The 21,372-nt window shown below is 58.8% G+C and carries 15 protein-coding genes; all 15 read left to right on the top strand.

Going from position 1 to position 21,372, the window contains the following annotated elements; all coding sequences use genetic code 11:
• The first annotated feature begins 22 nt into the window (after positions 1-22).
• The 15 genes from ACFSKT_RS01760 (at position 23) to ACFSKT_RS01830 (ending at position 21,349) form a co-directional block, all read left to right on the top strand.
• Positions 23-361, top strand: a complete 339-nt coding sequence (locus tag ACFSKT_RS01760; protein ID WP_377720086.1) for a cupin domain-containing protein — start codon at positions 23-25, stop codon at positions 359-361.
• Complete coding sequence (locus ACFSKT_RS01765; RefSeq protein ID WP_377720087.1) at positions 358-2,817, top strand: hypothetical protein; 2,460 nt, start codon at positions 358-360, stop codon at positions 2,815-2,817. Before ACFSKT_RS01760 ends, ACFSKT_RS01765 begins: the two co-directional genes overlap by 4 nt.
• Position 2,818: 1 nt before the next feature.
• Positions 2,819-5,398 carry a discoidin domain-containing protein gene (locus tag ACFSKT_RS01770; RefSeq protein WP_377720088.1) on the top strand — a complete coding sequence of 860 codons (2,580 nt, stop codon included), beginning with the start codon at positions 2,819-2,821 and terminating at the stop codon, positions 5,396-5,398.
• A gap of 211 nt (positions 5,399-5,609) precedes the next feature.
• Positions 5,610-6,302 carry a helix-turn-helix domain-containing protein gene (locus ACFSKT_RS01775; protein ID WP_377720089.1) on the top strand — a complete coding sequence of 231 codons (693 nt, stop codon included), beginning with the start codon at positions 5,610-5,612 and terminating at the stop codon, positions 6,300-6,302.
• A 388-nt stretch (positions 6,303-6,690) separates the two neighbouring features.
• Complete coding sequence (locus ACFSKT_RS01780; protein WP_377720090.1) at positions 6,691-7,728, top strand: glycoside hydrolase family 43 protein; 1,038 nt, start codon at positions 6,691-6,693, stop codon at positions 7,726-7,728.
• A gap of 222 nt (positions 7,729-7,950) precedes the next feature.
• Positions 7,951-9,774 carry a cache domain-containing sensor histidine kinase gene (locus ACFSKT_RS01785; protein WP_377720091.1) on the top strand — a complete coding sequence of 608 codons (1,824 nt, stop codon included), beginning with the start codon at positions 7,951-7,953 and terminating at the stop codon, positions 9,772-9,774.
• Entirely contained in the window at positions 9,740-10,897 is a 1,158-nt protein-coding gene (locus tag ACFSKT_RS01790; RefSeq protein ID WP_377776295.1) for a response regulator, read from the top strand. The genes ACFSKT_RS01785 and ACFSKT_RS01790 overlap by 35 nt, the downstream gene beginning before the upstream one ends.
• A 323-nt stretch (positions 10,898-11,220) precedes the next feature.
• Positions 11,221-12,156 (top strand): ABC transporter permease, encoded by a 936-nt coding sequence (locus tag ACFSKT_RS01795; RefSeq protein WP_377720093.1) that lies wholly within the window; start codon positions 11,221-11,223, stop codon positions 12,154-12,156.
• Positions 12,157-12,174: 18 nt separating this feature from the next.
• Complete coding sequence (locus ACFSKT_RS01800) at positions 12,175-13,053, top strand: carbohydrate ABC transporter permease (RefSeq protein ID WP_377720094.1); 879 nt, start codon at positions 12,175-12,177, stop codon at positions 13,051-13,053.
• A gap of 79 nt (positions 13,054-13,132) precedes the next feature.
• The gene (locus ACFSKT_RS01805; RefSeq protein ID WP_377720095.1) at positions 13,133-14,857 is read left to right on the top strand and encodes an extracellular solute-binding protein; all 1,725 of its coding nucleotides are present in this window, start codon (positions 13,133-13,135) and stop codon (positions 14,855-14,857) included.
• A gap of 265 nt (positions 14,858-15,122) precedes the next feature.
• Positions 15,123-16,028, top strand: a complete 906-nt coding sequence (locus ACFSKT_RS01810) for a helix-turn-helix transcriptional regulator (protein WP_377720096.1) — start codon at positions 15,123-15,125, stop codon at positions 16,026-16,028.
• Positions 16,029-16,148: 120 nt separating this feature from the next.
• Positions 16,149-17,006, top strand: coding sequence for an MBL fold metallo-hydrolase (locus ACFSKT_RS01815; protein ID WP_377720097.1), 858 nt, complete (start codon positions 16,149-16,151; stop codon positions 17,004-17,006).
• Between the two features lie 179 nt (positions 17,007-17,185).
• Positions 17,186-18,367 (top strand): DUF418 domain-containing protein, encoded by a 1,182-nt coding sequence (locus tag ACFSKT_RS01820; protein ID WP_377720098.1) that lies wholly within the window; start codon positions 17,186-17,188, stop codon positions 18,365-18,367.
• Positions 18,368-18,558: 191 nt separating this feature from the next.
• Positions 18,559-19,908, top strand: a complete 1,350-nt coding sequence (locus ACFSKT_RS01825; RefSeq protein WP_377720099.1) for a cytochrome P450 — start codon at positions 18,559-18,561, stop codon at positions 19,906-19,908.
• A 58-nt stretch (positions 19,909-19,966) separates the two neighbouring features.
• Positions 19,967-21,349 carry a copper amine oxidase N-terminal domain-containing protein gene (locus ACFSKT_RS01830; RefSeq protein WP_377720100.1) on the top strand — a complete coding sequence of 461 codons (1,383 nt, stop codon included), beginning with the start codon at positions 19,967-19,969 and terminating at the stop codon, positions 21,347-21,349.
• The last annotated feature ends 23 nt before the right edge of the window (positions 21,350-21,372 follow it).

The raw sequence follows: 21,372 nt of genomic DNA on the forward strand, positions 1-21,372 counted from the left end.
GAATCAGAGAGGAGCTAACCAGGTGGTTAACGGAGGATGGGAACAAGCGGAGCCCGGTGTCAAGCGGCGCGTCTTTCGCCCGGGCGAGTCCATCATGATGATGGAGGTGCACTTCGAGGCGGGGGCGGAAGGTTACGAGCATGATCACCCGCATGAACAGCTGACCTATTGCTTGCGGGGGAGCTTCGAATTTCGAATCGAAGGACAGCCGCATCTGCTCGCGCAGGGTGAGACGCTGGTCATCCCCGGCGGCGCGCGTCATGGCGTCCGGGCGCTTGCGGCAGGCGCGCTGCTCGATGCGTTCACGCCGCTTCGCGCGGATCTGCTGCGGCCCGCCGGGTGGATGAGGCCCGGCGAATGAGCAGGGAGCTAACGTTCCTCTCCTTCTGGGCCATCAACGGCGCCCTGGACGCGCCGCGCTTGTACGGCCAGCTGGACGCGATTCGGGCGTCCGGCTTCGACGGCGTCGTCTTTCATCCAAGGCGATATCCGGATCAACCACCGTACTTGAGCGCGACCTATTTCGACGGCGTATCCGAGCTTATCCTTCACGCCAAGTCGATCGGCTTGCGATTCTGGATCTACGACGAGAACGGCTGGCCGTCGGGCATCGCCGGAGGCGAGGTGCTCCGGCAGCTTCCAGCCAGCCGCTGCGAGTGGATCGAATGGCGCGAGGACGAGGGACAAGGCAGGATTGCATTGGGCTCGAAGCAAGCGGTTAATTCGTTGGACGACGCGGCTACCGCGCTGTTCATTCGGCTTACCTACGACGGCTACCGGCTTGGCCTGCAGCCGGAAGCGTTCGCGCATGTCGAGGGCTTCTTCTCCGACGAGGTCGCGTTCCTTGACGGACACGGGCTGACGCTCAAGACGGGCGCCGCACCGTGGGACCGACGGCTGCCGGAGCGGTATCTCGAGCAGTACGGAGAAGAGCTCGAACCGCTGCTGCCGCTGCTGTTCACCTCGGGTGAAGGAGCAGACCGGCTGCGGATCCGATACTGGGAGCTGTTAAGCGATCTGCTCGCCGAGAGCTTCTATCAGCCGGTCGCCGAATGGTGCGCGGCGCATGGCAAGCGATTCACGGCGCATTTGAAGGCGGAGGAGCATCCCTACTTCCAGCTATCGTACAGCGGTTCGTGCCTCGAGCTGCTCAGGCAGGTGGAGACGCCGGCCATCGATGCGCTGGAGCGCTATCCCGGCAACGACTACTATCCGAAGCTTGCCCGTTCGGTCGCCATGCAGCAGGGCAGGGGCGGCGCGCTGGCCGAAGCGATGGGCGGCGGCGGATGGGGCGTCAACCCCGAGACGTTCGAGGCTTACGCGTTATGGCTTGCCGGACATGGCATCGACACGTTCGTCATCCATCTTCAGCAGGATCGGCTGGACACGCAGGCGATCCAAGATTGGCCGCCTTCCATGCCGGCGCACATGACATGGCGGGATGCATTCCCTTCGCTGCTGCGGTCGGTTCGAGCGAAGGCCGCACGCCTGCCGGATCTTTCGGGCGATCCGGAGCTCCTAATCGTCCTGCCGACGCGCGGCGTCATGGCCGGCTTCAACCCGCGGGAGGCGCGAGGCATGAACGAGCATGACGGCTCGCAGGCGCCGGATACGGAGGCGGCCGCGATGAGCCTGGCGGCTGTTCGGCTCGTCGAGGCGGTCCACCGGTCTGGCATCCATGCTGAGCTGTCCGAGGAACGAACGTTGGAGCGTGATGGACTCCTGTCGGAAGGCCGACTTCATATCGGACATCGCGCTTATCGCCGCGTCTTGCCGGCGGATGGCTGCATGTGGTCGGACGAAGGACTGCTCGATCGGCTTCGACGCGCAGGCGTTCAGGTGATGGGAACGGATGAATGGCAGGCCTTCGCGGCGAATGGGCATGGAGAGTCGGCGACGTCAGCTATCCGCTCGGCTGCTCCGGTCATTCCCCCTCAAGACGAATGGTCCGTCCGCAAGCTCCCGGCCGCGAACTGTCTGCCGGTCGAATGGCGGCAGTTGGAGGACGGCCGGATCGGAGCGGATATTCTCATAGAGCGGATGGGGGAGCTACCCGGGAGGCTGGAGGTGTTCCTTCACGATCGTGTGGAGTCCCTGCATGCGAACGGACGACGGATGATCGTAAAGCCCGACGGTGACGGCTTTGTCGCGGACTTGGGCGAGGGGGCGGATGTTGAGCTTGGTCCGTCCGATTTCGTTCTTCGTCTGGAAGCCGACCCGATGCCGTTGGGCGAACCGCTTCCCGCAGCCTTCATCCAAGGCAGGTTCGCGATAAACACCCGATCGGAGTGGACGGACAAAGACGGGCGCCAGCTGATGACGGCAGGTCCCCTCGTCCTTGCCCCGATCGATCGCCTATCCGGGCGGAGCGACATGATCCGCGGCGGATACCCGTTCTGCGGCGATCCGGTCACGATCGCGAAGACGATCCAGCTTCCGCCCGGCGCTTGCGGCCGGCTGCGGCTCGCCGGCCTGCGCGCAGACGCGGCGTACGTCCGGATCGGCGGGCGTTCCGGCCAATGGTGCTGGGGGCCGGAATGGACGGTCGACCTCCCCGAGGACGCGACGGGCGAGATAGAGATAGAGGCGATGCTGTATCCGAGCACGTATAACCGATACGGCCCTCACCGTCACATCGACGGCGATCGGCATTTGGTCAGTCCGGATCAGTTTAAAGGCATCCATAACTTCGCCGACCGTCCGGATGCCCCGGCGTGTACGCTCGGCGCGCAATGGCATGCCGTCAAGTGGGAATGGGACGGACATATTGAGCTGCTTGTGCAAGACGATCAATTCCAAGCAAAGGCAGGTTCCTAAGATGGGAAGAACGAAATGGTGGAATGTTGCAATCGCTTCATGCTTGATATGGGTGTCGGTTGTCGGCTTCATGGCTGTAGACTCGGCGGCGGCCCTCGAAGAGCCGCCTGTGGCAAGCGTCTCGGCGGACGTCCAGCCAGCCGCTGCCGCTTCGCTGTCGATCTACCCGCGACCGTCGATTTACAGCGCCTCCTCCGTTTACGCGCTCAAGGCGAACGGCTTGAGCGTGCCCGTCATCAGCTATGCGCAGTACGATTACGCGCATTTCTCTGCTGCCGGCCCGATCGCACTCGAGGTGACGGCGCTCGGCCAGACGGCGATTACCGAGTATGGCATCAGTCCGAAGAAGCTGAACTTAGCCGCGACCAAGACCGGCAATACCCTTGCGTTCACGCTGACCAAGGATGAATATTTGATCGTGAAGATCGACGACAAAAAAGAGCTCGTCATCGCGGTCGATCCGCCGGAGACGAATCCGCCTGCTTCATCCGGCGCAGGCATTTACAATGTCTCGGCAAGCCCGTATCAGGCCGATGCGACGGGAGCGGCGAATGCAACGGCGGCGATCCAGCGGGCCATCGACGATGCGGCCGCGTATGCAGGCGGCCAAGGGATCGTCTATGTGCCTAGGGGCGTGTATAAAGTCGGCAATCTGGAGCTCAAAAGCGATGTCGCGATGTACCTGGAGGGCGGCGCGGTATTCCGGTTTACCGGCATCCCGCAGGATTATACGGCCCATTGGCACAAGGATTCGCAGGACCGCGACGTGACGTGGTGGATTTACACGAAGCCGGGTTCGACGAACATCAAGCTGTACGGAAGGGGCACGCTGGACGGCAATGGCAAATATGCGGCCGATACGCACGATTTCGGCAACAACATTCTCGTTCCGATAGGCGTCTCGCATTTTACGTTCGAGGGACTTGTCGTCCGCGATTCCGCCTCGTGGGCCGTCACGCCGGCCCGTTCCGATCATCTGACGTTCACGAACATGAAGCTGCTGAACCGGCTCGATATGGGCGAGAACGACGGCATTGACATCAACGAATCGCAGGACGTCGTCGTCACTAACGCCATCGGCATCTCGCTGGACGATCCGTTCTCGACGAAAACCTGGGATCAATCGGTCGACATCAGCTTAAGCTGGCCGGGCGCGCCGGAGGCGAACGAGCGCATCGTCTTCGACGATCTGCTCGCCTGGACGTATTGCTACGCGTTCAAGGTCGGCCAGGGCATGCGACAGAACCAGCGGGATATCACGTATCGTAACGGCGTGATCTACAACGCATCGGTCGGCTTCGGCATCGATCACAAATACGGGGCCGGCGCGCTGACGAACGTCACGTTCGAGAATATTGACGTCGAGCGCATCGGCACGTGGCTTGGGCCGCTTCGCAGCTGGTCGGACTTCGTGATCGCGGCGGCGGACGGCTACGGCGGCGGACCGATCGACGGGCTGACGGTGCGGAACGTGAACGTGCGGGATAAGGGGCAGAGCGCCGCGCGGCTTCGGGGCTACAGCGGCACGGCGATGATTCGCGGCGTCACGCTCGACCGCATCTATATGCCGGGGAGCGCGAATCCGGCGCAGACGATGGCCGAGATGAATCTGATCAACCGTGCCTTCCATGCGCCCGTGACAATTCTCCCCGTGCAGTCACCGGAGCCCGTGCAGCGGTTCAATCTGGCGGCCGGGAAGCAGGCGACGGCCTCGTCGTCCAAAGCGGCGCCGGGATTGTCCGTCGACGGGAATCTATCCACGCGGTGGGGCTCGAATTACACGGACAACGAATGGTTCGCCGTCGACCTTGGCGCCTCCGCGCGCATCGACCAGTTGAAGATCTATTGGGAAGCGGCATACGGCAAAAGCTACGCGATCGAGGTATCCGCGGACGGCGCGAACTGGACGACGGTGTTCGCCACGACGACGGGCGACGGCGGCGTCGACGACGTGACCTTCGCGCCGACGAATGCCCGGTTCGTCCGGATGAAAGGCACCCAGAGAGGCTCGATCTACGGGTATTCGATCTGGGAGCTGGAAATTTACGGCGAGACCGGCAATCTGGCGGCGGGAGCGGCCGTATCCGGCACGAGCTCCGTCGAGAACAGTAATTGGTCCGCTTCACGGGCGGTCGACGGACAGCGGAATTCCGTGACGGGTTCGATGGGTTGGACGAGTAACAACAGCCTGACCGTCAATCACGCCGAAGCGGTGACGCTCGATCTGCGCAGCTTGAAGACGGTCGGCCAAGTCGATCTGTATCCCCGCAATGACGCGGGGAACGTCGGCCAAAATTTTCCCGTCGATTTCACGATCCGCACCTCGGCGGATGGGGCCAATTGGACGACGGTCAAGACGGTCTCGAATTACGCGCAGCCGGGCAATGCCGTGCAGCGGTTCGTATTCCCTGCCGTAAGCGCGCAGTGGGTGGCGATCGAAGGGACGAAGCTTCGCGCCAATCCGACCGATGCGAATCGGTACCGCATGGCGTTCGCCGAGATCGAGGTTTACGGGGACGCGGATCGGGCAGCCCCCGTCACGACCGCCGATGTGCTCTCGGTTACGCCAAGCGAAGCGTGAAATCCATGATCTTGCTTCATTGCGGCCGCAGCGGCCGTCTAGGCTGTCCGCGTTCATCGCGGCAGCCTTTCTTCGCATCGACTTGTTTGTCTTAGGTTAAACCGGCGAAAATTTTCGAAAATGATACTTATAGTCCGTCGACTCCGACGCGCGATCCGGATTATGATGAACGTACGGCAATGAACAACGCGTACAGAAGGATGTTGGCCAGATGAACATTTTGGAGGATTTCGGATTGCGGCTGAAGGAGCTTCGGCTTCGGACGAACATGTCGCAGGATATGCTCGCCGCCCGTTCCGGATTGGACCGCACGTATATCGGTGGCGTGGAGCGGGGCGTTCGCAATATATCGCTCAAGAATATCGAGATTCTGTGCAACACGCTCGATATCGACATCAGTTATTTTTTCGACCATGAACGATTCTCCTTGCATTCGACTCATCTGAAGCGCGAGCTGGAGCGGCCGATTCAAGACCGGTTCAATTACCGCGTCGTCCCGGCGGACAACCTGATCGCCTGGCAGGTGACCGGCGCGTTGAGTCTGGACGAGATGAAGCGCATTACGGTGGACTTGAAGGCGGAATGCCTGAAGCTTGCTTCCGGCAAAGTGAAGCTGCTGGTCGATAACCGGCGCATGATGATCAACGGACAACCGATCGCGTTCCAGCACGAGATCACGGACAAGTGGGAGGAGCTGCAGCGCTGGTTCCTGCCTCATTGCGAGCATGTCATCGTGCTGTGCAATTCCAAGCTCATGCATAACCAGATGAATCGGCTCGCGAACCGCAGCGGCATCATCAAGGTGCAGAAGAGTTTGTTCACGGAAGGCGAAGCCTGGCGGACCGAGGAGCGCGATCCGCTCGCCTGGTTCGAGCCGCTCGAGAAGCTTAGCTCGCACTCGTGACGCCGCTCGCTATTTAAGGAGGTGTTGCATTCCCAGGCTAGATCGGATTGGCTTGGCTTGGACTTCTTCTCGTTACCTACACGCTGTTTAGCATCGTCGCGAGCTCGTATGTCTCTCCTTCCGATTCTTGGGACTGTTGCCTCGCCCGGAATCACTCGTCTCTCCGCAATTTCATGCCTCATCCCGAACGCCGTTTTCCTTCTTAGGGGAACGGCGATTTTCATTTTCCATGCGGGTAAGCCGGCCCGAACGCAGCTGAAATAATCACGAAAATATGTCCATCATTCCAACGAAATGTCTGTATGTAGCGCAAGGTCTATACGCTATTATTTTTTGTAAGCCCTTACATTGCGGGGCTGGCAATCATTCTGTCGAGGAGAGTGGAGTCATGAAATGGTTCAAAGCTTGGCTGATGGCAATCGTTGTTTTTGCCGTCATCCCGCTTAGTACCGCTACCGCTGCGGGGACGTATATTATGGATGGCGCAGACCCGAGCATTTTGCGGCAGGACGGGGTCTATTATTCGGTGCAATCCGATAACAACGGCATTCATCTTCGCAAGTCGAGCACGTTGACGGGACTGGGGAGCTTCAGTACGCAAACGACCGTATGGTGGAGAGCGGCCGACTTGCAGCAGATTTGGGCGCCGGAGATCGCGAAGATCAACAACGAGTATTGGATTTTCTTCGCGGCGTCGCCGGGCGCGGCGAACGAATCGTTCGAGGTCTTGAACGCCAGACACCGGACCTATGCGCTGAAAGCTTCCAATCCAGCAGGACCGTACACGTACATGGGCAAAGTGAATCTGCCGGACGATAGATGGTCGATCGATACGACATTCGTCTCCTACAATAACAAGCACTATCTCGTCTGGTCCGGATGGGCCGGCACGACGGACGGCGAGCAAAATATCTATATGGCCGAAGTGGATGTCAACAATCCGATGATTATGCGGTCCGGCCGCGCGATCATATCGCAGCCGCGGGAAGCATGGGAACGGAAGGACGTCAACCCGTCCGCTTATGTCAACGAAGGTCCGCAGCCGATCGTCAAAGACGGGCGTCTGCTGATCGCCTTCTCCGCCAACGGCAGCTGGGGAAGCAATTATTGTCTGGGCTACGTGCGGCTTAAAGCAAACGGTGACCCGTTGAACGTGGCGCACTATGCCAAATCGGACAGCTGCAAATTCCAAACGAGCAGCACCATTATTGGACCTGGCCATCACAGCTGGATATTGGACGGCTTAAGCGGAACGAACCAGATCGCCTATCACGGCGTTCCGGCCAGTCAGGCGAATACCGGCGGCGACTGGTGGGCCAAGCGCGATATCTTGTACAAAGGCATCACGTGGCAAACCCAAAACATGTGGCATTCCTGGGAAAATCGGTGGGACAGCGGACCGGTACCCATCTTCGGAGAGCCTTGATGCGCGAGCGGAAAAGGGACCAGAAGTTAATCTTCTGGTTCCTTTTTCGCGTCTTGCGCTGATGTGATCCGAATCTCCAACCCATGATTGCGAATAATGCGGTGCAAGATACCAAAAGCACTGCTTCTCCCATGAAAAATGCGCTAAGCCGCAGGCTGTTCGCTCCAGAAGCGCCCATGCTAGAATGGAAGGAAAACGCTTACGAAAGGCGCGGATGGCATTATGCGGCTCCTACGCTTCGCCAACGGCATTAGCGTCACGACCAAATTCGTCGCGATTTACGTGTCAATTCTGACGTTATCGCTCGTCGTGACCGGCTTCATGCTTTACGTCCAGGCCACGCGCTCCACGACCCAGCAGGCGCAGACCGTCATGGAACAAAATTTGCTGCAAACCAAGTACAGCATCGAGGAGAAAATTCAACTGGTCGAGAATCTGGCCCAAATGATCGCGTTCGATACCCGGATCCAGACGTTCCTCGGGACTGTCTTCATGAACGAGCCGTTCCAGCTGGAGGATTACCGCTCGACGATCTTCCCGATCCTGGAGAACATCATGCGCCAGAATAACGCGATCCACTCCGCGCGGATTTATATGGCCAACGAGACGATCCCGGAGCTGTATGACGGCTTCTATCATCTAAGCCGTATCGCCGGGGACGACGCGTACAAGCCATTCATGGGAGACCGCAAAACGCAAACCGCGTGGAGCGGACTTCGGGAGGAACAGACGATGACCGCGCGGTTCGGGGTGGCGGGCAACGACGATGTTTTCGCGTACGACCGGAAAATTTTCTCGTCCCGCTACGTCAATATGGCCGGGCTGTTGGAAATCGAGGTCAAGCGCGACGTGCTGTTCGAAGCCTTGAAGGAGCCGGTCTCCGAAGGCTTCGGCCGCGTGCTCGTATTGGACGAGCAGGGGAGGATCGTCTCGAACTACGAGCCTGCGTTGGTTAAGCAAAATATCGCCGACCTCGGAATCGGCATGCTTCCGCAAGGACGCGAACGAAGCGAAATCCGTAAGGTTGGGGGCGAACGCGCAATCGTCATCTCGCAGCCGCTCGACGGCATCGGTCTGCGGCTGGTCGGCGTCTATCCGATCCGTCACTTCAACGACAAAGTGACGTCCTCGATCAAAATGATGGTGCTGATCCTCTTCATCGCACTAATTGTACTGAGCTTGCTGGTCTATTTCGTGACGACGAAGCTGCTGTCTCGCATGAAGCTGCTGCTGCGCGCCATGAAGAAGGTGAGGGAGGGCTCGCTCGACGTGTCCGTGCCCGTCGCGTCGAACGACGAATTTTCGCAGATGGCGATCAGCTTCAATCATATGACCGGACGCATTCACGAGCTGGTGGAGAAGGTGTACAAGATAGAGATTATGGAGAAGGAAGCGGAGCTGCGGGCGCTGGAATCGCAGATCAATCCGCATTTTCTGTACAACACGCTCGCGACGATCTCATGGGCGGCCCGCAAGGCGGAAGCGCCGGAGATTATGCAAATTTCGAACGCGCTGGCGAAATTTTACCGGCTGGTGCTGAACAAGGGCAGCTCGGACTCGACGATCGGCGGGGAGATCGAGATGGTGAAGGCGTATTTGCAAATCCAGAAGTTCCGGTTCGAGGACCGGTTCGACGTCGTGTACGAGCTGGATGAGCGGACATTCGGCTGCCGGGCGGCCAAAAACATCGTGCAGCCGCTCGTCGAGAACGCGCTTGCGCACGGCATCGAACCGAAGCGCGACCACGGCACCTTGATCATCAAGACAGGCTTCGAAGCAGGGCGGCCGTTCATCCAAGTGATCGACGACGGGGTCGGCATGAGTGCGGAGCGGCTCGCGGCGATCAGCGGCGGCACGTTCGAATCGAGCGGGAGCGGCTATGCGATCCGCAATATTCGGCAGCGGCTGGCGGCTTATTATGGGGACGGTCACCGGTTCGAACTCTATAGCCGACAAGGGATCGGAACGGTCGTGACGGTGCGAATGCCGCAAGAAGAGGAAGAACAGGGGGATGCGAATGCTGCGGATGCTGATCGTGGAAGATGAACGTTGGGAGCGGGAAGGATTGGCCGCGTTCTGGAACTGGGGCGAATTCGGGATCGGCGAGGTGGACACCGCTGTGGACGGCATCGACGGGTTGGAGAAGGCGCTCTCTCGTCCGCCGGATCTCGTGATGACCGACATCCGCATGCCGGGCATGGACGGGCTCGAGATGGCGAAGCAGCTGCGGGAGCGGCTGCCGGACGTCCGAATTATCGTGTTGACCGGGTACGACGATTTCGGCTTCGCGCGGCAGGCGATCCGGTTCGGCGCATCGGATTACGTCCTGAAGCCGATCGAAGAGGACGAGCTGCGCAAGACGGTCGAGAAGGTCGCGGCGGAATGCCGGCAGTTGGCCGAGGGGCGGCAGCGAGAGCCGGTTCGCGCCGTCCAATGGGCAAAGTTCTACGGTCTGATCGGCGCAATCGGAGTAGAAGCCGAGGAGGAGGCGAAGCGCGCCTTCGCCCCGAAGGCGGCCGATTTCGCGCGCGCGTGCCAGGAGCTGGCACGGGATATACGCCTTCAGGCCGCCGCCTTCAGGCTGGACGTCATCGATGCGCGCATCGGCGAGCTGTTCGCGCGGTTTCGAGAGGAGCCCGGCGCGGGGCAGGAGTTGACGGTGACGATCGTGAACGCGCTGCTGACGGAGCTGCTGCTGCTATCCGGCGAACACGAGCTTCCGGACGCGGTGCGTCCGCAGCGGCTCCTTGGTTATGCAAGTCTGATCGAGATCGAGCAAGCCGTCCGCGATTATATGGCCCAATGGCTGCGCCGGATGGAAGAGAAGCGGCTCAATAAGGACGATTTCGTCATCCGCAAGGTGAGCGAGCTCGTGGAAGCGCAATACGGCTCGACCGCGCTGAGCGTAACGATGCTGGCGGAGGCGGCGTTCTTGTCGGCCAACCATCTGGGCGTCGTGTTCAAGAAGGCAACCGGAAAGACGGTGCACGAATATATCGCGGAGGTTCGCATGGCGAAGGCGGAGGAGCAGCTGCGGCTGAGCAAGCGGAAGGTGGCTCAGATTGCGGCGGAAGTCGGCATCCCGAATACGTCGTACTTCTGCTCGCTCTTCAAGCAGGCGTACGGCATGACGCCCGGCGAATACCAGGAGCTTATGCAGCGGAGATGAACGTAAGCGGGCCAGTGGTGAAGGACGCGACGAAACAGATGATAAGAGTCGAGGTAAGCGATGCATGTAATTAGCGGGGCCGGTCGGCATGCCATGCCGATCGGCCCCGCGGTTGCTTCCTAGGTACGCCGGAATCATCGCCGCGATCGAATGTCGAAGCACCAAAGGCGCGCTGGCCAAAGATCGTGGGATCGTGGCATTCGCGAGGGATTTTGGCATATCGTCGCGGCGCAGCGGTCTTCTATAATGAGCCTATCACCAAATTGAAAGCGCATTCTTAGCAAGCGGGAATAAGCGCCATAACGAAAGGAGTTGGACATTCGATGCATTCCCGGCAAGCGGCACCCGGACGTTCGTTCGCCAAGCGGTTCTGGCTGCAGCGCTACCTGATGCTCCTGACGCTTCCGGCCGTGGCCTGGATGATCGTCTTCAACTATATCCCGATGTACGGCATCGTGATCGCGTTCCAGGAGTACACCCCGTTCCAAGGTTTCCTGCACAGCCCTTGGATCGGCATCGCGAATTTCCGCGAGCTATTCAACGATCCGACCTTTATCCAGTCGCTGTCCAACACGTTCAAGATCAGCATCGCCAAGCTGGTGTTCGGCTTCCCGGCTCCGATCCTGTTGGCGCTGCTGCTGAACGAGCTCGTCTACAAGCGATTCAAGCGGATCGTGCAGTCGCTGACGTATTTGCCGCATTTCGTCTCGTGGGTGCTCGTCGTCGGCTTCATGTACACGCTGCTCGACCCGGACACGGGCGTCATTACGCGCATGCTGGAGACGCTCGGCTTGATCGGCCCGGATACGATGCTGATGGGCGACGAGAAGGCGTTCCTGCCGCTCGTCGTGTTCACCGAAGTATGGAAGAACATCGGCTGGAACTCGATCATCTATCTCGCCGCGATCGCGGGCATCGACCCCCAGCTGTACGAGGCGGGCGTCATGGACGGCGCGAATCGGTTCCAGCGGATTTGGCACATCACGCTGCCCGCGCTCAAGCCGACGATCGTCATTTTGCTCATCCTCTCCATCGGCGGGTTGATCAACTCGAACTTTGACCAAATGTATCTGATGCAGAACTCGATGACGCAGGACGCGGCCAACGTCTTGTCCGTCTACTCGTACGAAATGGGGCTCGTGCTCGGGCGATTCTCGTACGGCACGGCGGTCGGCGTCTTCCAGTCGGTCGTGGCGTTCATCCTCATGTACGCGGCGAATTACGGTTCTCGTAAGCTTACCAAGGAAAGCTTGTTCTAGAAGGAGGTCGCGGCAATCATGTTCGCCTATAACCGCAGCATCGGAGAGCGAAGCTTCGACTGGCTCAACGCGCTGCTGATGATCGGACTCTGCGTCATCACGCTGTACCCGTTCTACAATATCGTCATTACGTCGTTCAACGATCCGACCGATGCGGCGCGCGGGGGCATCACGCTCTGGCCTCGCCAATTCTCGATCGATAATTACAAAATGGTGTTCCAGGACGAGGGCATTATCCGCGCCTTCATCGTCACGATCGCCCGGACCGTCATCGGCACGGCGACGGCGGTGCTGTTCACGGCGGCCTTCGCCTACGGCGTGTCCAAGAACGAGCTCATGGGGCGGAAAACGTTCCTGCTGATGGCGATCTTCACGATGTATTTCAGCGGCGGCATCATTCCGTATTACCTGCTCGTCGCGAAGTATTTGAGCTTGAAGGGGAGCTTCCTGGCTTATATCATTCCGAATCTGTTCAACGTGTTCAACGCCATCATCATGCTGACGTTCTTCAAGGGGCTGCCGAAGGAAATCGAGGAATCGGCCAAAATCGACGGCGCAAACGAGCTTCGCATCTTCTGGCAGCTCGTGCTGCCCGTCTCCAAGCCGGTCCTCGCCACGGTCGCGCTGTATAACGCCGTGTTCCACTGGAACTCGTGGTATGACGCGATGCTGTTCGGCAGCGAGAAGCTCGTGACGCTCCAGCAAATTCTGATGCAAATCATCAGCTCCAACAGCAACGTCAGCCTGGCCGCGAGCAATCTCGGTCTCGGGAGCGTGACGGCCGCTTCGCTGAAGCTGGCGACGATGGTCATTACGACCGTGCCGATCGTGCTCACGTACCCGTTCGTGCAGAAATATTTCGTCCAAGGGGTGATGATCGGTTCCGTGAAGGGATAAACGTCCGGGCGGCAGTTGAGGTACGGCAAGCTATGAATCAGGTTATCGCGTCGCTTATTACATGGGGGAGGTTCAATATATGATCGGTACACGCTGGAAGCAAGCTGCTTGTCTGACCGTCGCGCTGGCCGTGCTGGCGGGCTGCAGCTCGAATACGAATACGAACACGAACGCGAATACGCAGGAGGCTGCGAATACCGGGAACAATGGGGGCAAGGCGGCGAATGACGCCACAGCCGAAGGAACGACCGCGGAAGCCGGAGGCCCGTCGTGGAAGCAGGACACGTCGCCGTTTACGTTCACGCAATATTTCTATGGCAACTGGGCGTCGAACTACCTGTGGAAGGACCAATTCGCCATGAAGCTGGTCACCGAGAAGACGGGCATCACGATCGACCGCAAGCTCGCGACCGGCAGCGACGACGATTATCTCAACACGATGATCGCTTCCGGGGATCTGCCCGATACGATCATGCTGGATTGGAACAATCCGGCGGTCTCGAAGCTGATCAAGAACGGCATGATCTATTCCATCGACGAGCTGATCGAGAAATACGCGCCGGATTTGAAAGGCATGCTTGACGAGGAAATGGTGAAATACCACTCGGTCGATGGGAAGCTGTGGTACTTGCCCAACTACTTCGAGACGAAGGAGCGCCTGACGAGCGGCGTGCCGATCACGCCGATCCGTCCTTGGTTCATCCGCAAGGACATCTACGAGGCGATCGGCAGTCCGAAGATCGAATCGACGGACGATCTGCTCGCCGCGCTCAAGCAAGCCAAGGCGCAATTCCCGGACGTCAGCCCGGTCGGCGTCGAATTCTTCGACGTGGCGAAGAACGGCTTCGAGGGCAGCTTGTCCATGGATTACCTGATCTACTCGTTCGCGCCGCAGCTGTTGGAGGAGCGGATCAAGGACGATCAGAAGATCGTCGAATACCCGATGCGCAACAAAGGCTTCATCGACGCGTTCCGGTACATGAATACGCTCAGCCGCGAAGGGCTGTTCGATCCGCAGCTGCTCATCTATAAGCAGGAGCAATACGAGGAGAAGCTGTACGGCGCGCAGTACGCGGTAGCATCGCAGTTCATGGACGGCATGTTCACCCGCTACAATCCGAAGATCGAGAGCACGCTCGGCGCGGAGAAGAAGTACGTCATCCTGGACGGCATCAAGGCGAACGGCCAGACGCCGCGCTATCCGGCCTCCCGTCTGATGGGCTGGCAGGGCTTCTTCATCACGAAGAAAGCGAAAAACCCGGAGCGCATCATCCGGTTCGCGGAATACGCGTGGTCGGACGAAGGGCAGCTCGATTTCCTGTACGGCAAAGAAGGCGAGACGTACGAGATGGTCGACGGCCTGCCGCAATACAAGCCGGAAGTGCGTGATCTGATGCTGAAGGACAACAACGCCTGGTACGCCAAATACGGCTTGACGGCCTCCACGCTGCTGTGGCGTTCCGGCACGACGATCGACGCGGCGGCGACGCGCGACTTCAAGAAGGATCAGCCGGAGCAGTTCGAAGCCAAGAAGCTGCTGGAGAAGTTCAATTATGACGTCTACCCGCTCGGCATGGAGAATCTCGAGCCGGAAGGCTCCACCTCTGAAGGCGTCATCAACGTAAAGGTGAAGGATCTGTGGAACAAGACGATTCCGAAGCTCGTGCTGGCGAAGTCGGATGAGGAGTTCAACGGCGTGTACGACGACTTCATCGCCCAGATGGATAAGGTCGGCGCGGCGAACGTCGAGAAGGTCATGTACGAGCGTCACCTGGAGGATTTGAAGAAGAAGGGCATTCAATAACGATCCTGAATAAAGCCCGTCTCTTGCCGCTTGCGAGCGGAGAGGCGGGTTTTGCTGCCAGTAGCGGCCAGATACGGCATTTCGTTATCGCGTCTTGGCTTGCAGTCTAATCGCCGTGGGAACGAGCAGGTTAGGCCCTTCGCGATCGCGTCAACATTTTCGACTATGAAAGTCAATCGAATGCGTTCGTTCTGACGGTAGTCAACTGCTACAATCGCTTGTGAACGATTACGAAGCCATCGCAAGGCAAGGAGGCGATTATCCGATGACGTACGTCACCGAAGCGCATGCGTTCTATCCTAATTACCGCCATATGACCGTCGTAAGCGACGACGATCCGTTCGAAGCAGGAACGGATTACGGCCACACCTATCGTCTTGTTCTTGTGTCGGGAGGGAGCGGTTTGTTGCGGATGAACGGGAAGCTTTACCCGCTGCACGCGCCGTCTATTCTTTGCTTGAACGAGCAAGACGAGGCGCTGATCGTGTCGGGCGCCGAGCCCAAGACGCTGACGGTTTTTTTTCATCCGGCCGTCATTAACAGACAGTTCCGGCTTGACATGCCCGAACCGGCGGACATGACGTTGACCGACTTTCAGGATCTATGGTGCCTGGATCCGTTTCGAGACCGCTCCGCGGCGGGGGCGGCCGCTTGCCGCTTCGGCATCGATGTCGATACGGCTGCGTTCGCGAGAAAGCTGATCGAAGAGATGCGCGTTAATTTGATCCGTCAGCCGGACGAGCAGTGGCCCTGCCGAAGCCGATCCTTGCTCATGGAGCTGTTGTTTCTCGTCCGCAGGCTGCTTGCACGCGGCGGGGATCAACCGGATGAGCCGCTGCCGGAGGAAGCTTCCGTGCTGGGGACGATGCTGGCTTACTTACACGTGAATTACCGGGCCAAGGTCAAGCTCGAGGAGCTTGCGCACCGTTTTCACACGAACCGGACGACGCTGAACGAGCAGTTCAAAGCATCGACCGGACGTTCGGTCATGGCTTACTTGAACGACATTCGCATGCAGAACGCCGGCTCGATGCTGCGCAACACGAGGCTGCCGGTGGAAGAAATCATGCTCGCCGTCGGCATGAGGGACCAGGCGCATTTCGCGCGGACGTTTCGCAAACATGCCGGTTATTCGCCGTCCGAATACCGCAGTCGATTTTGCACGATGTAAGGCGGTCAAGGCATAGCCTCCAGCACTTGCAGATTCTCTGGTTGATCTTGCGAATACGCTCTGTTGCCGCATCCGCCCCGATTCTATACTGAATGAAAAACAGGGAAGGATGAACATCGCATGTCACCACGTAGGAATCCATTGCTGGCAGCAGCGCTCGCCGCTTGCTTCTTGCTTCAAGGATGCACGAACGGCGCGGAGCAGTCTCCGCCCGCAGCCGGTAACGCGGAGAAGAAGGAGGCGACAGTCGGCGCAACGACCGTGAAGCCGGCCGAAGAGGAGACGATCTGGGACGAAGAGGCGCTGCGCAACGACACGGGGAAAATCGTCCTGAAGAGCTTGACGAACGCCAAAACCGGCGCTTTTCACGCAACCGTTGCGATCGTATCGAAATCGGGGACCGCCATCATCGCGGACCCTTATTCGATCCCCATGCAGGACGGCGTCCCGATCGCCGATCTGGTTACCGTGAGCCATCGCCACCCGGATCACATCGACGCGAAGTTCGTTCAGCAGACGAAAGCGAAGTTATCCGTCGCCAAAGCCGGAGAGAGCTTCAAGGTCGGCGATGTCACCGTCACCAGCGTGCCGGCTGCTCATGATTCCGCTTATGACCCCGCCATACCAACCAATGTCATCTATATTTTCGAGACGGATGGCGTGCGCATCGCGCATCTGGGCGATCTGGGGCAGGACATGCTGACGGATGAGCAGCTCCGCGCGATCGGCCAAGTTGACATCGCATTCACGGCGCTCGATGGACTGTCTCAGTATGGGCGATCGGCCGAGAAGAGCATTCAAGCGCTTAAGCAGCTGCATCCGGCGGTGATCGCCGCCACCCATTATGAAGCAAGCACGGTGGAGACCGTGCTCGACGCGCTGCATATTACGGAGAAAACCGAGACAGAGGCGCTGGCCATCGATCGAGCGGCTATCGACCGGTTGGGCGACATGCAGATGTACGTGATGCTCAAGTAAGCCAGTCCACGGAATCGGTCCGCTTGCTTGCCGATAAGCCGCGCGATTCGCGGCTTATTCGACGTGCGAATTTTACATTAAATAGGAAAATAGATGGTTTACGCTATCCTCCGGTTTCCGTTACACTGTGAAGGAATTTGCAGCCGCGCGAGGCGAAGGCTGAAGGAGGTTATGCGGAAGTGAGCGAGTCGAAAGGCCGAATCCCGCTGCTAGACGTTCTGCGGGGCTTCGCGATTATGGGGACGCTCGGCACGAATATCTGGATGTTCGCGCATCTGGGCAACGTGGATTATTTGTTTACGTACGCGCATAACGAATGGTGGGCCTCCATCGATGTCCTGATTCGGTATATCGTGCTGTTCTTCGTGAACGGGAAGCTGTTAGGCTTGTTGACGATCCTGTTCGGGGCGGGATTGGCGCTGCAGTACGACAAGGCGCTGCGTACGAACAAGCGCTGGCCCTGGCCTTATTTGGTCACCGCCGGCTTCTTGATGTTGGAGGGCTTTCTCAACTACACGCTGGTTATGGAATACGACATCCTGATGAGTTACGCGCTCACGGCCGTGCTAGTCGCATGGATCGTGAAGGGCGGCGAACGCGCCGTCAAGGTCGGCATGTGGTTCGCGGGCAGCATCCACTTGATGCTAATCGCGCTGTTGTTCTTGTATAGTCTCGGTCTGTACGTCAATGGCGGGAGCCTAGCTTCCGATGGCGCGCAGATGACGGAAGTCATCTACCGCAGCGGCACCTGGCTGGAGCAGCTCGAATTCCGGCTCCAATATTTCGCTTTCTTCCGAACCGAAGCGATCCTTGTATTGCCGCTGAACACGTTCCTCTTCCTCGTCGGATTTCGTCTCATGCGCGCAGGCGCGTTTCATCCCGACGAGAGGGGACGCTTGATCCGCCGGCGCATGCTGAGGATCGGACTGGGTTTGGGCATTCCGCTTAATCTGCTGTTGTTCGTGCCGGGCGGCCTGTTCGATTTCCCGCTGCGTTACCTGTTCGCGCCGATACTCTCGATCGGCTATATCGCCGTGCTGGCTCGATTGTCGGAACGGTTCGACCGCTTGGCGATCTGGCCGATGCTCGGTCGCGTCGGGAAGATGGCGCTGAGCTGCTACGTCCTGCAGAACCTGCTGGCGTCGGTCGTCTTTTATGGATGGGGGCTCGGATTGGGCGGAACAACCGGCTCGGCGGGCACGGTGGCGGCATGGCTATTGATCTGCGCCATGCTCGTCATTTTCGCGAAGCTATGGCTAGGCGTCTTCAAGCTCGGTCCCATGGAAGCCGTCCGGAAGTCGGTAGTCGGCCTGATCGATCGGGAGAAGAAGAAACAAGATCCGAATTCGCTCTCTACTTAAGGGCATGAAAGCCCTGCCGCTTCCGAGCGGCTTTTTTTGTTTTCGGCGCGTCAAGTGATACTTATAGTCCGTCGACCCGAGTTGCGTTCCGGAGTAACATAAATCCATGGTTTGGACGACACGGCGTAACTTTCGCGGCACCGTGCGCAGTCACAGCGAGAAGCGAGAAGCTAGAAACGAGGAGAGCTTGCATGAATACGCAATCAAAGCAGTATACCCCGCAAGGACCCAAAGGATCCTTGCTAAGCGGCAACCTGATGGCCTACCGGAAGGATCCGCTGCAATTTCTAACCGACCTGCAGCGAGACTACGGCGGCGCGGCCGCCATCCGATTAGGTCCGCAAAAAATGTACGTCATTTACGATTCGGATTTACTTAAAGAGCTGCTCATTACGAAGCAGGAGCATTTCGTCAAGCTTAAAGCATTTCAAGAGGCAAGGCTCTTCGTCGGCGACGGGGTGGCGACCAGCTCGGGGGAGAAGCACAAACGCGTTCGTCGACTCATCCAGCCTCACTTTACGAGAGCGCATATTCAGACGTATGCCGGGCAAATGGCGGACATCGTCGATCGGGAGCTGCACCGTTGGAAGCCGGAGCAGCGCCGGAGCTTAACCGACGATATCTCGAACATCACGTTCGCGATTATCGCCAAGACGCTCTTCAGCCTGGAGGGCGACGAATATGCGCGCGCCATTCGCGAGCCGTACGAGACGATCAACCTGATGTGCGCGGAACGGATGCGTGTACTGGCGGCCATGCCGCTCTTCGTGCCCACCGCCAAGAACCGGGCGTATAAGGCCGCGCTCCAATCGCTGGATCGCGCGGTATATGCGATCATCAAGGCGCGGCGGGCGAATGCCGAGATCGGAGAGGGCGACTTGTTATCCGTGCTGATGGCGGCCCGGAACGATCAGGGCGAGGGCATGACGGATCAAGAGCTGCGCGACGAGCTGATGATCATGTTCATTGCCGGTCACGAAACGTCGGCTAACGCGCTGTCATGGGCATTTTCCTACATTCTGCAGCAGCCCGAGGTCGAACGTAAGCTTTACGAGGAATGGGACCGGGTATTGCAGGGCGCGCCTCCGACGGCTGAGAGTTACATGCAGCTGACCTATACGCAGAACGTGCTATGGGAAGCCATGCGCCTGCGTTCGCCAAGCTTCTTCACGGGCCGTTCGGCCGTACGCGACGTCGAGATCGGTCCCATTCAAGTCAAGCGCGGACAATCCGTGCTGTTCAGCCCCTATGCGATTCACCACAACCCGACCTATTTCCCCGATCCGCAAGCCTTCATTCCGGAACGATTCGAGAACGATCTGATCAAACGCATCCCGCAATTCGCTTACATGCCGTTCGGCGGCGGTCCAAGAGGCTGTATCGGCAACCATTTCGCGATGCTGGAGATGGTCATTGCCTTATGCATGATCGGTCAACGGTATCGGCTGCGGCTTACGCCCGATCATCCGCCGATTGAGATGGAACCGCTCATGACGCTGCGGCCGAAAAACGGCATTACGGTCATCGTGGACAAACGATGATCCACTCTATTTGAATCATCATGAATAATCGCAAAGCATCCATAAGGAGGAGCAAGACATGAAAGGTATACGCAAAACGCTAACAACGGCCGTGCTCGGCGCCTTGACCGTGAACAGTCTCATGATCGGAGGGGCCGCGTACGGAGCGGATGTCGTCTCGTCGCCGCTGCAGGTGAAGGAATTCCGCTATTTGGATAAAGAGTTGGACCGCATCTCGCTCGAGAAGACGGGCGAGCCGGACGGCACGCGCGACGGCCACTTGAGTCTGCTGATCGATGCCGGCGAAGGGACGGAGATCAAATCGATCGTCATGAAGACGGCGGATAGCAAAGGAACCGATACCGGCCATGGCATCTGGACGACGTGGAAAGAACCGAGCGATATCGGCAAATACCTGCTCGCCGTCGAGCATGACGGCAAGACGCTCAATACGACGTTCAAGCCGTCGCTGGGACAGTTCAAGGGCGTCTATCAGTTCGATTTGTACGCCTCCGACAACAACAGCATGAAGGACGGCGAGTATTACTACCTGGAGATTACGACGACCGCGGGCGTCATCAAGTCGGACGTCACGCCGTTCGCGGATGCCGATACCTCGTATGCGCCGGTGCTCATTCGCGAGTTTAGTTGGGCGGACTTGACGGCGGATAAAATCGGCAGCGCGGCTTTCGGCGAGGATGGCAGCACGGACGGACACTTCAAGCTCAAGCTGGCATTCGCGCAGAAGACCAAGGTGCTCTCCGTCATCCTTCGCCCGACCGACAAGGACGGCAAGGCGGTCTCGGCGGGAATCTGGCGGACCAACCGTGCCGGAATAGGCTGGCTCCTCGGACTCGTGCAGGGGAATACAATCATCAATCCCGAATTCAACAAGGATGTGACGGCACCGGTAGGCAGCTTCCGCGGCAGCGTCACGTTGGACCTCTACGCGAACAACAACGGGTCAATCAAGAACGGTCAGCATTACGTCATCGAGGTGGAGACGCAATTCGGCACCGTCATCTCGCAGCCGGTGGAGTTTGGCAACAAAGACTCCATCCATAAAGACAGCACCGTGTTCCCGTTCAAGACGATCTCGCTGAAGCTGAACGCGAAAGAGGCGGCCGTCGACGACAAGCAGATGAAGCTCGACGTCGCGCCGTTCTCGCTCGAAGGCCGTACGATGGTGCCGCTGCGCTTTATTAGCGAAGCGTTCGGCGCGAAGGTGGATTGGAGCAAGCAGGAGGGCAAGGTGACGATCGCGAAGGATGGCAGCAGGATCGAACTGGTCATTAACAAGAAGCAAGCCGTCGTGAACGGCGCGACCGTCCAGCTCGATTCGCCGGCGATCACGCGCAACAACGTTACGTTAGTGCCTGTCCGATTCGTCAGCGAAAATCTGAAAATGAAGGTGTTTTTCGACGAAGGCGAGATTTTCATTACGGATGCGAAAGAGCAGTAGTCGCTGACAACAGAAATGGATGC

The organism is Paenibacillus xanthanilyticus, from assembly GCF_042682185.1.
Lineage (GTDB): Bacteria > Bacillota > Bacilli > Paenibacillales > Paenibacillaceae > Paenibacillus_Z > Paenibacillus_Z xanthanilyticus.

Bases quoted from the DNA above. Each gene is read 5' to 3' on its own strand.
- ACFSKT_RS01765 (WP_377720087.1), top strand. From the start codon at position 358: ATGAGCAGGGAGCTAACGTTCCTCTCCTTCTGGGCCATCAACGGCGCC.
- ACFSKT_RS01770 (WP_377720088.1), top strand. From the start codon at position 2,819: ATGGGAAGAACGAAATGGTGGAATGTTGCAATCGCTTCATGCTTGATA.
- ACFSKT_RS01775 (WP_377720089.1), top strand. From the start codon at position 5,610: ATGAACATTTTGGAGGATTTCGGATTGCGGCTGAAGGAGCTTCGGCTT.
- ACFSKT_RS01780 (WP_377720090.1), top strand. From the start codon at position 6,691: ATGAAATGGTTCAAAGCTTGGCTGATGGCAATCGTTGTTTTTGCCGTC.
- ACFSKT_RS01785 (WP_377720091.1), top strand. From the start codon at position 7,951: ATGCGGCTCCTACGCTTCGCCAACGGCATTAGCGTCACGACCAAATTC.
- ACFSKT_RS01790 (WP_377776295.1), top strand. From the start codon at position 9,740: ATGCGAATGCTGCGGATGCTGATCGTGGAAGATGAACGTTGGGAGCGG.
- ACFSKT_RS01795 (WP_377720093.1), top strand. From the start codon at position 11,221: ATGCATTCCCGGCAAGCGGCACCCGGACGTTCGTTCGCCAAGCGGTTC.
- ACFSKT_RS01800 (WP_377720094.1), top strand. From the start codon at position 12,175: ATGTTCGCCTATAACCGCAGCATCGGAGAGCGAAGCTTCGACTGGCTC.
- ACFSKT_RS01805 (WP_377720095.1), top strand. From the start codon at position 13,133: ATGATCGGTACACGCTGGAAGCAAGCTGCTTGTCTGACCGTCGCGCTG.
- ACFSKT_RS01810 (WP_377720096.1), top strand. From the start codon at position 15,123: ATGACGTACGTCACCGAAGCGCATGCGTTCTATCCTAATTACCGCCAT.
- ACFSKT_RS01815 (WP_377720097.1), top strand. From the start codon at position 16,149: ATGTCACCACGTAGGAATCCATTGCTGGCAGCAGCGCTCGCCGCTTGC.
- ACFSKT_RS01825 (WP_377720099.1), top strand. From the start codon at position 18,559: ATGAATACGCAATCAAAGCAGTATACCCCGCAAGGACCCAAAGGATCC.
- ACFSKT_RS01830 (WP_377720100.1), top strand. From the start codon at position 19,967: ATGAAAGGTATACGCAAAACGCTAACAACGGCCGTGCTCGGCGCCTTG.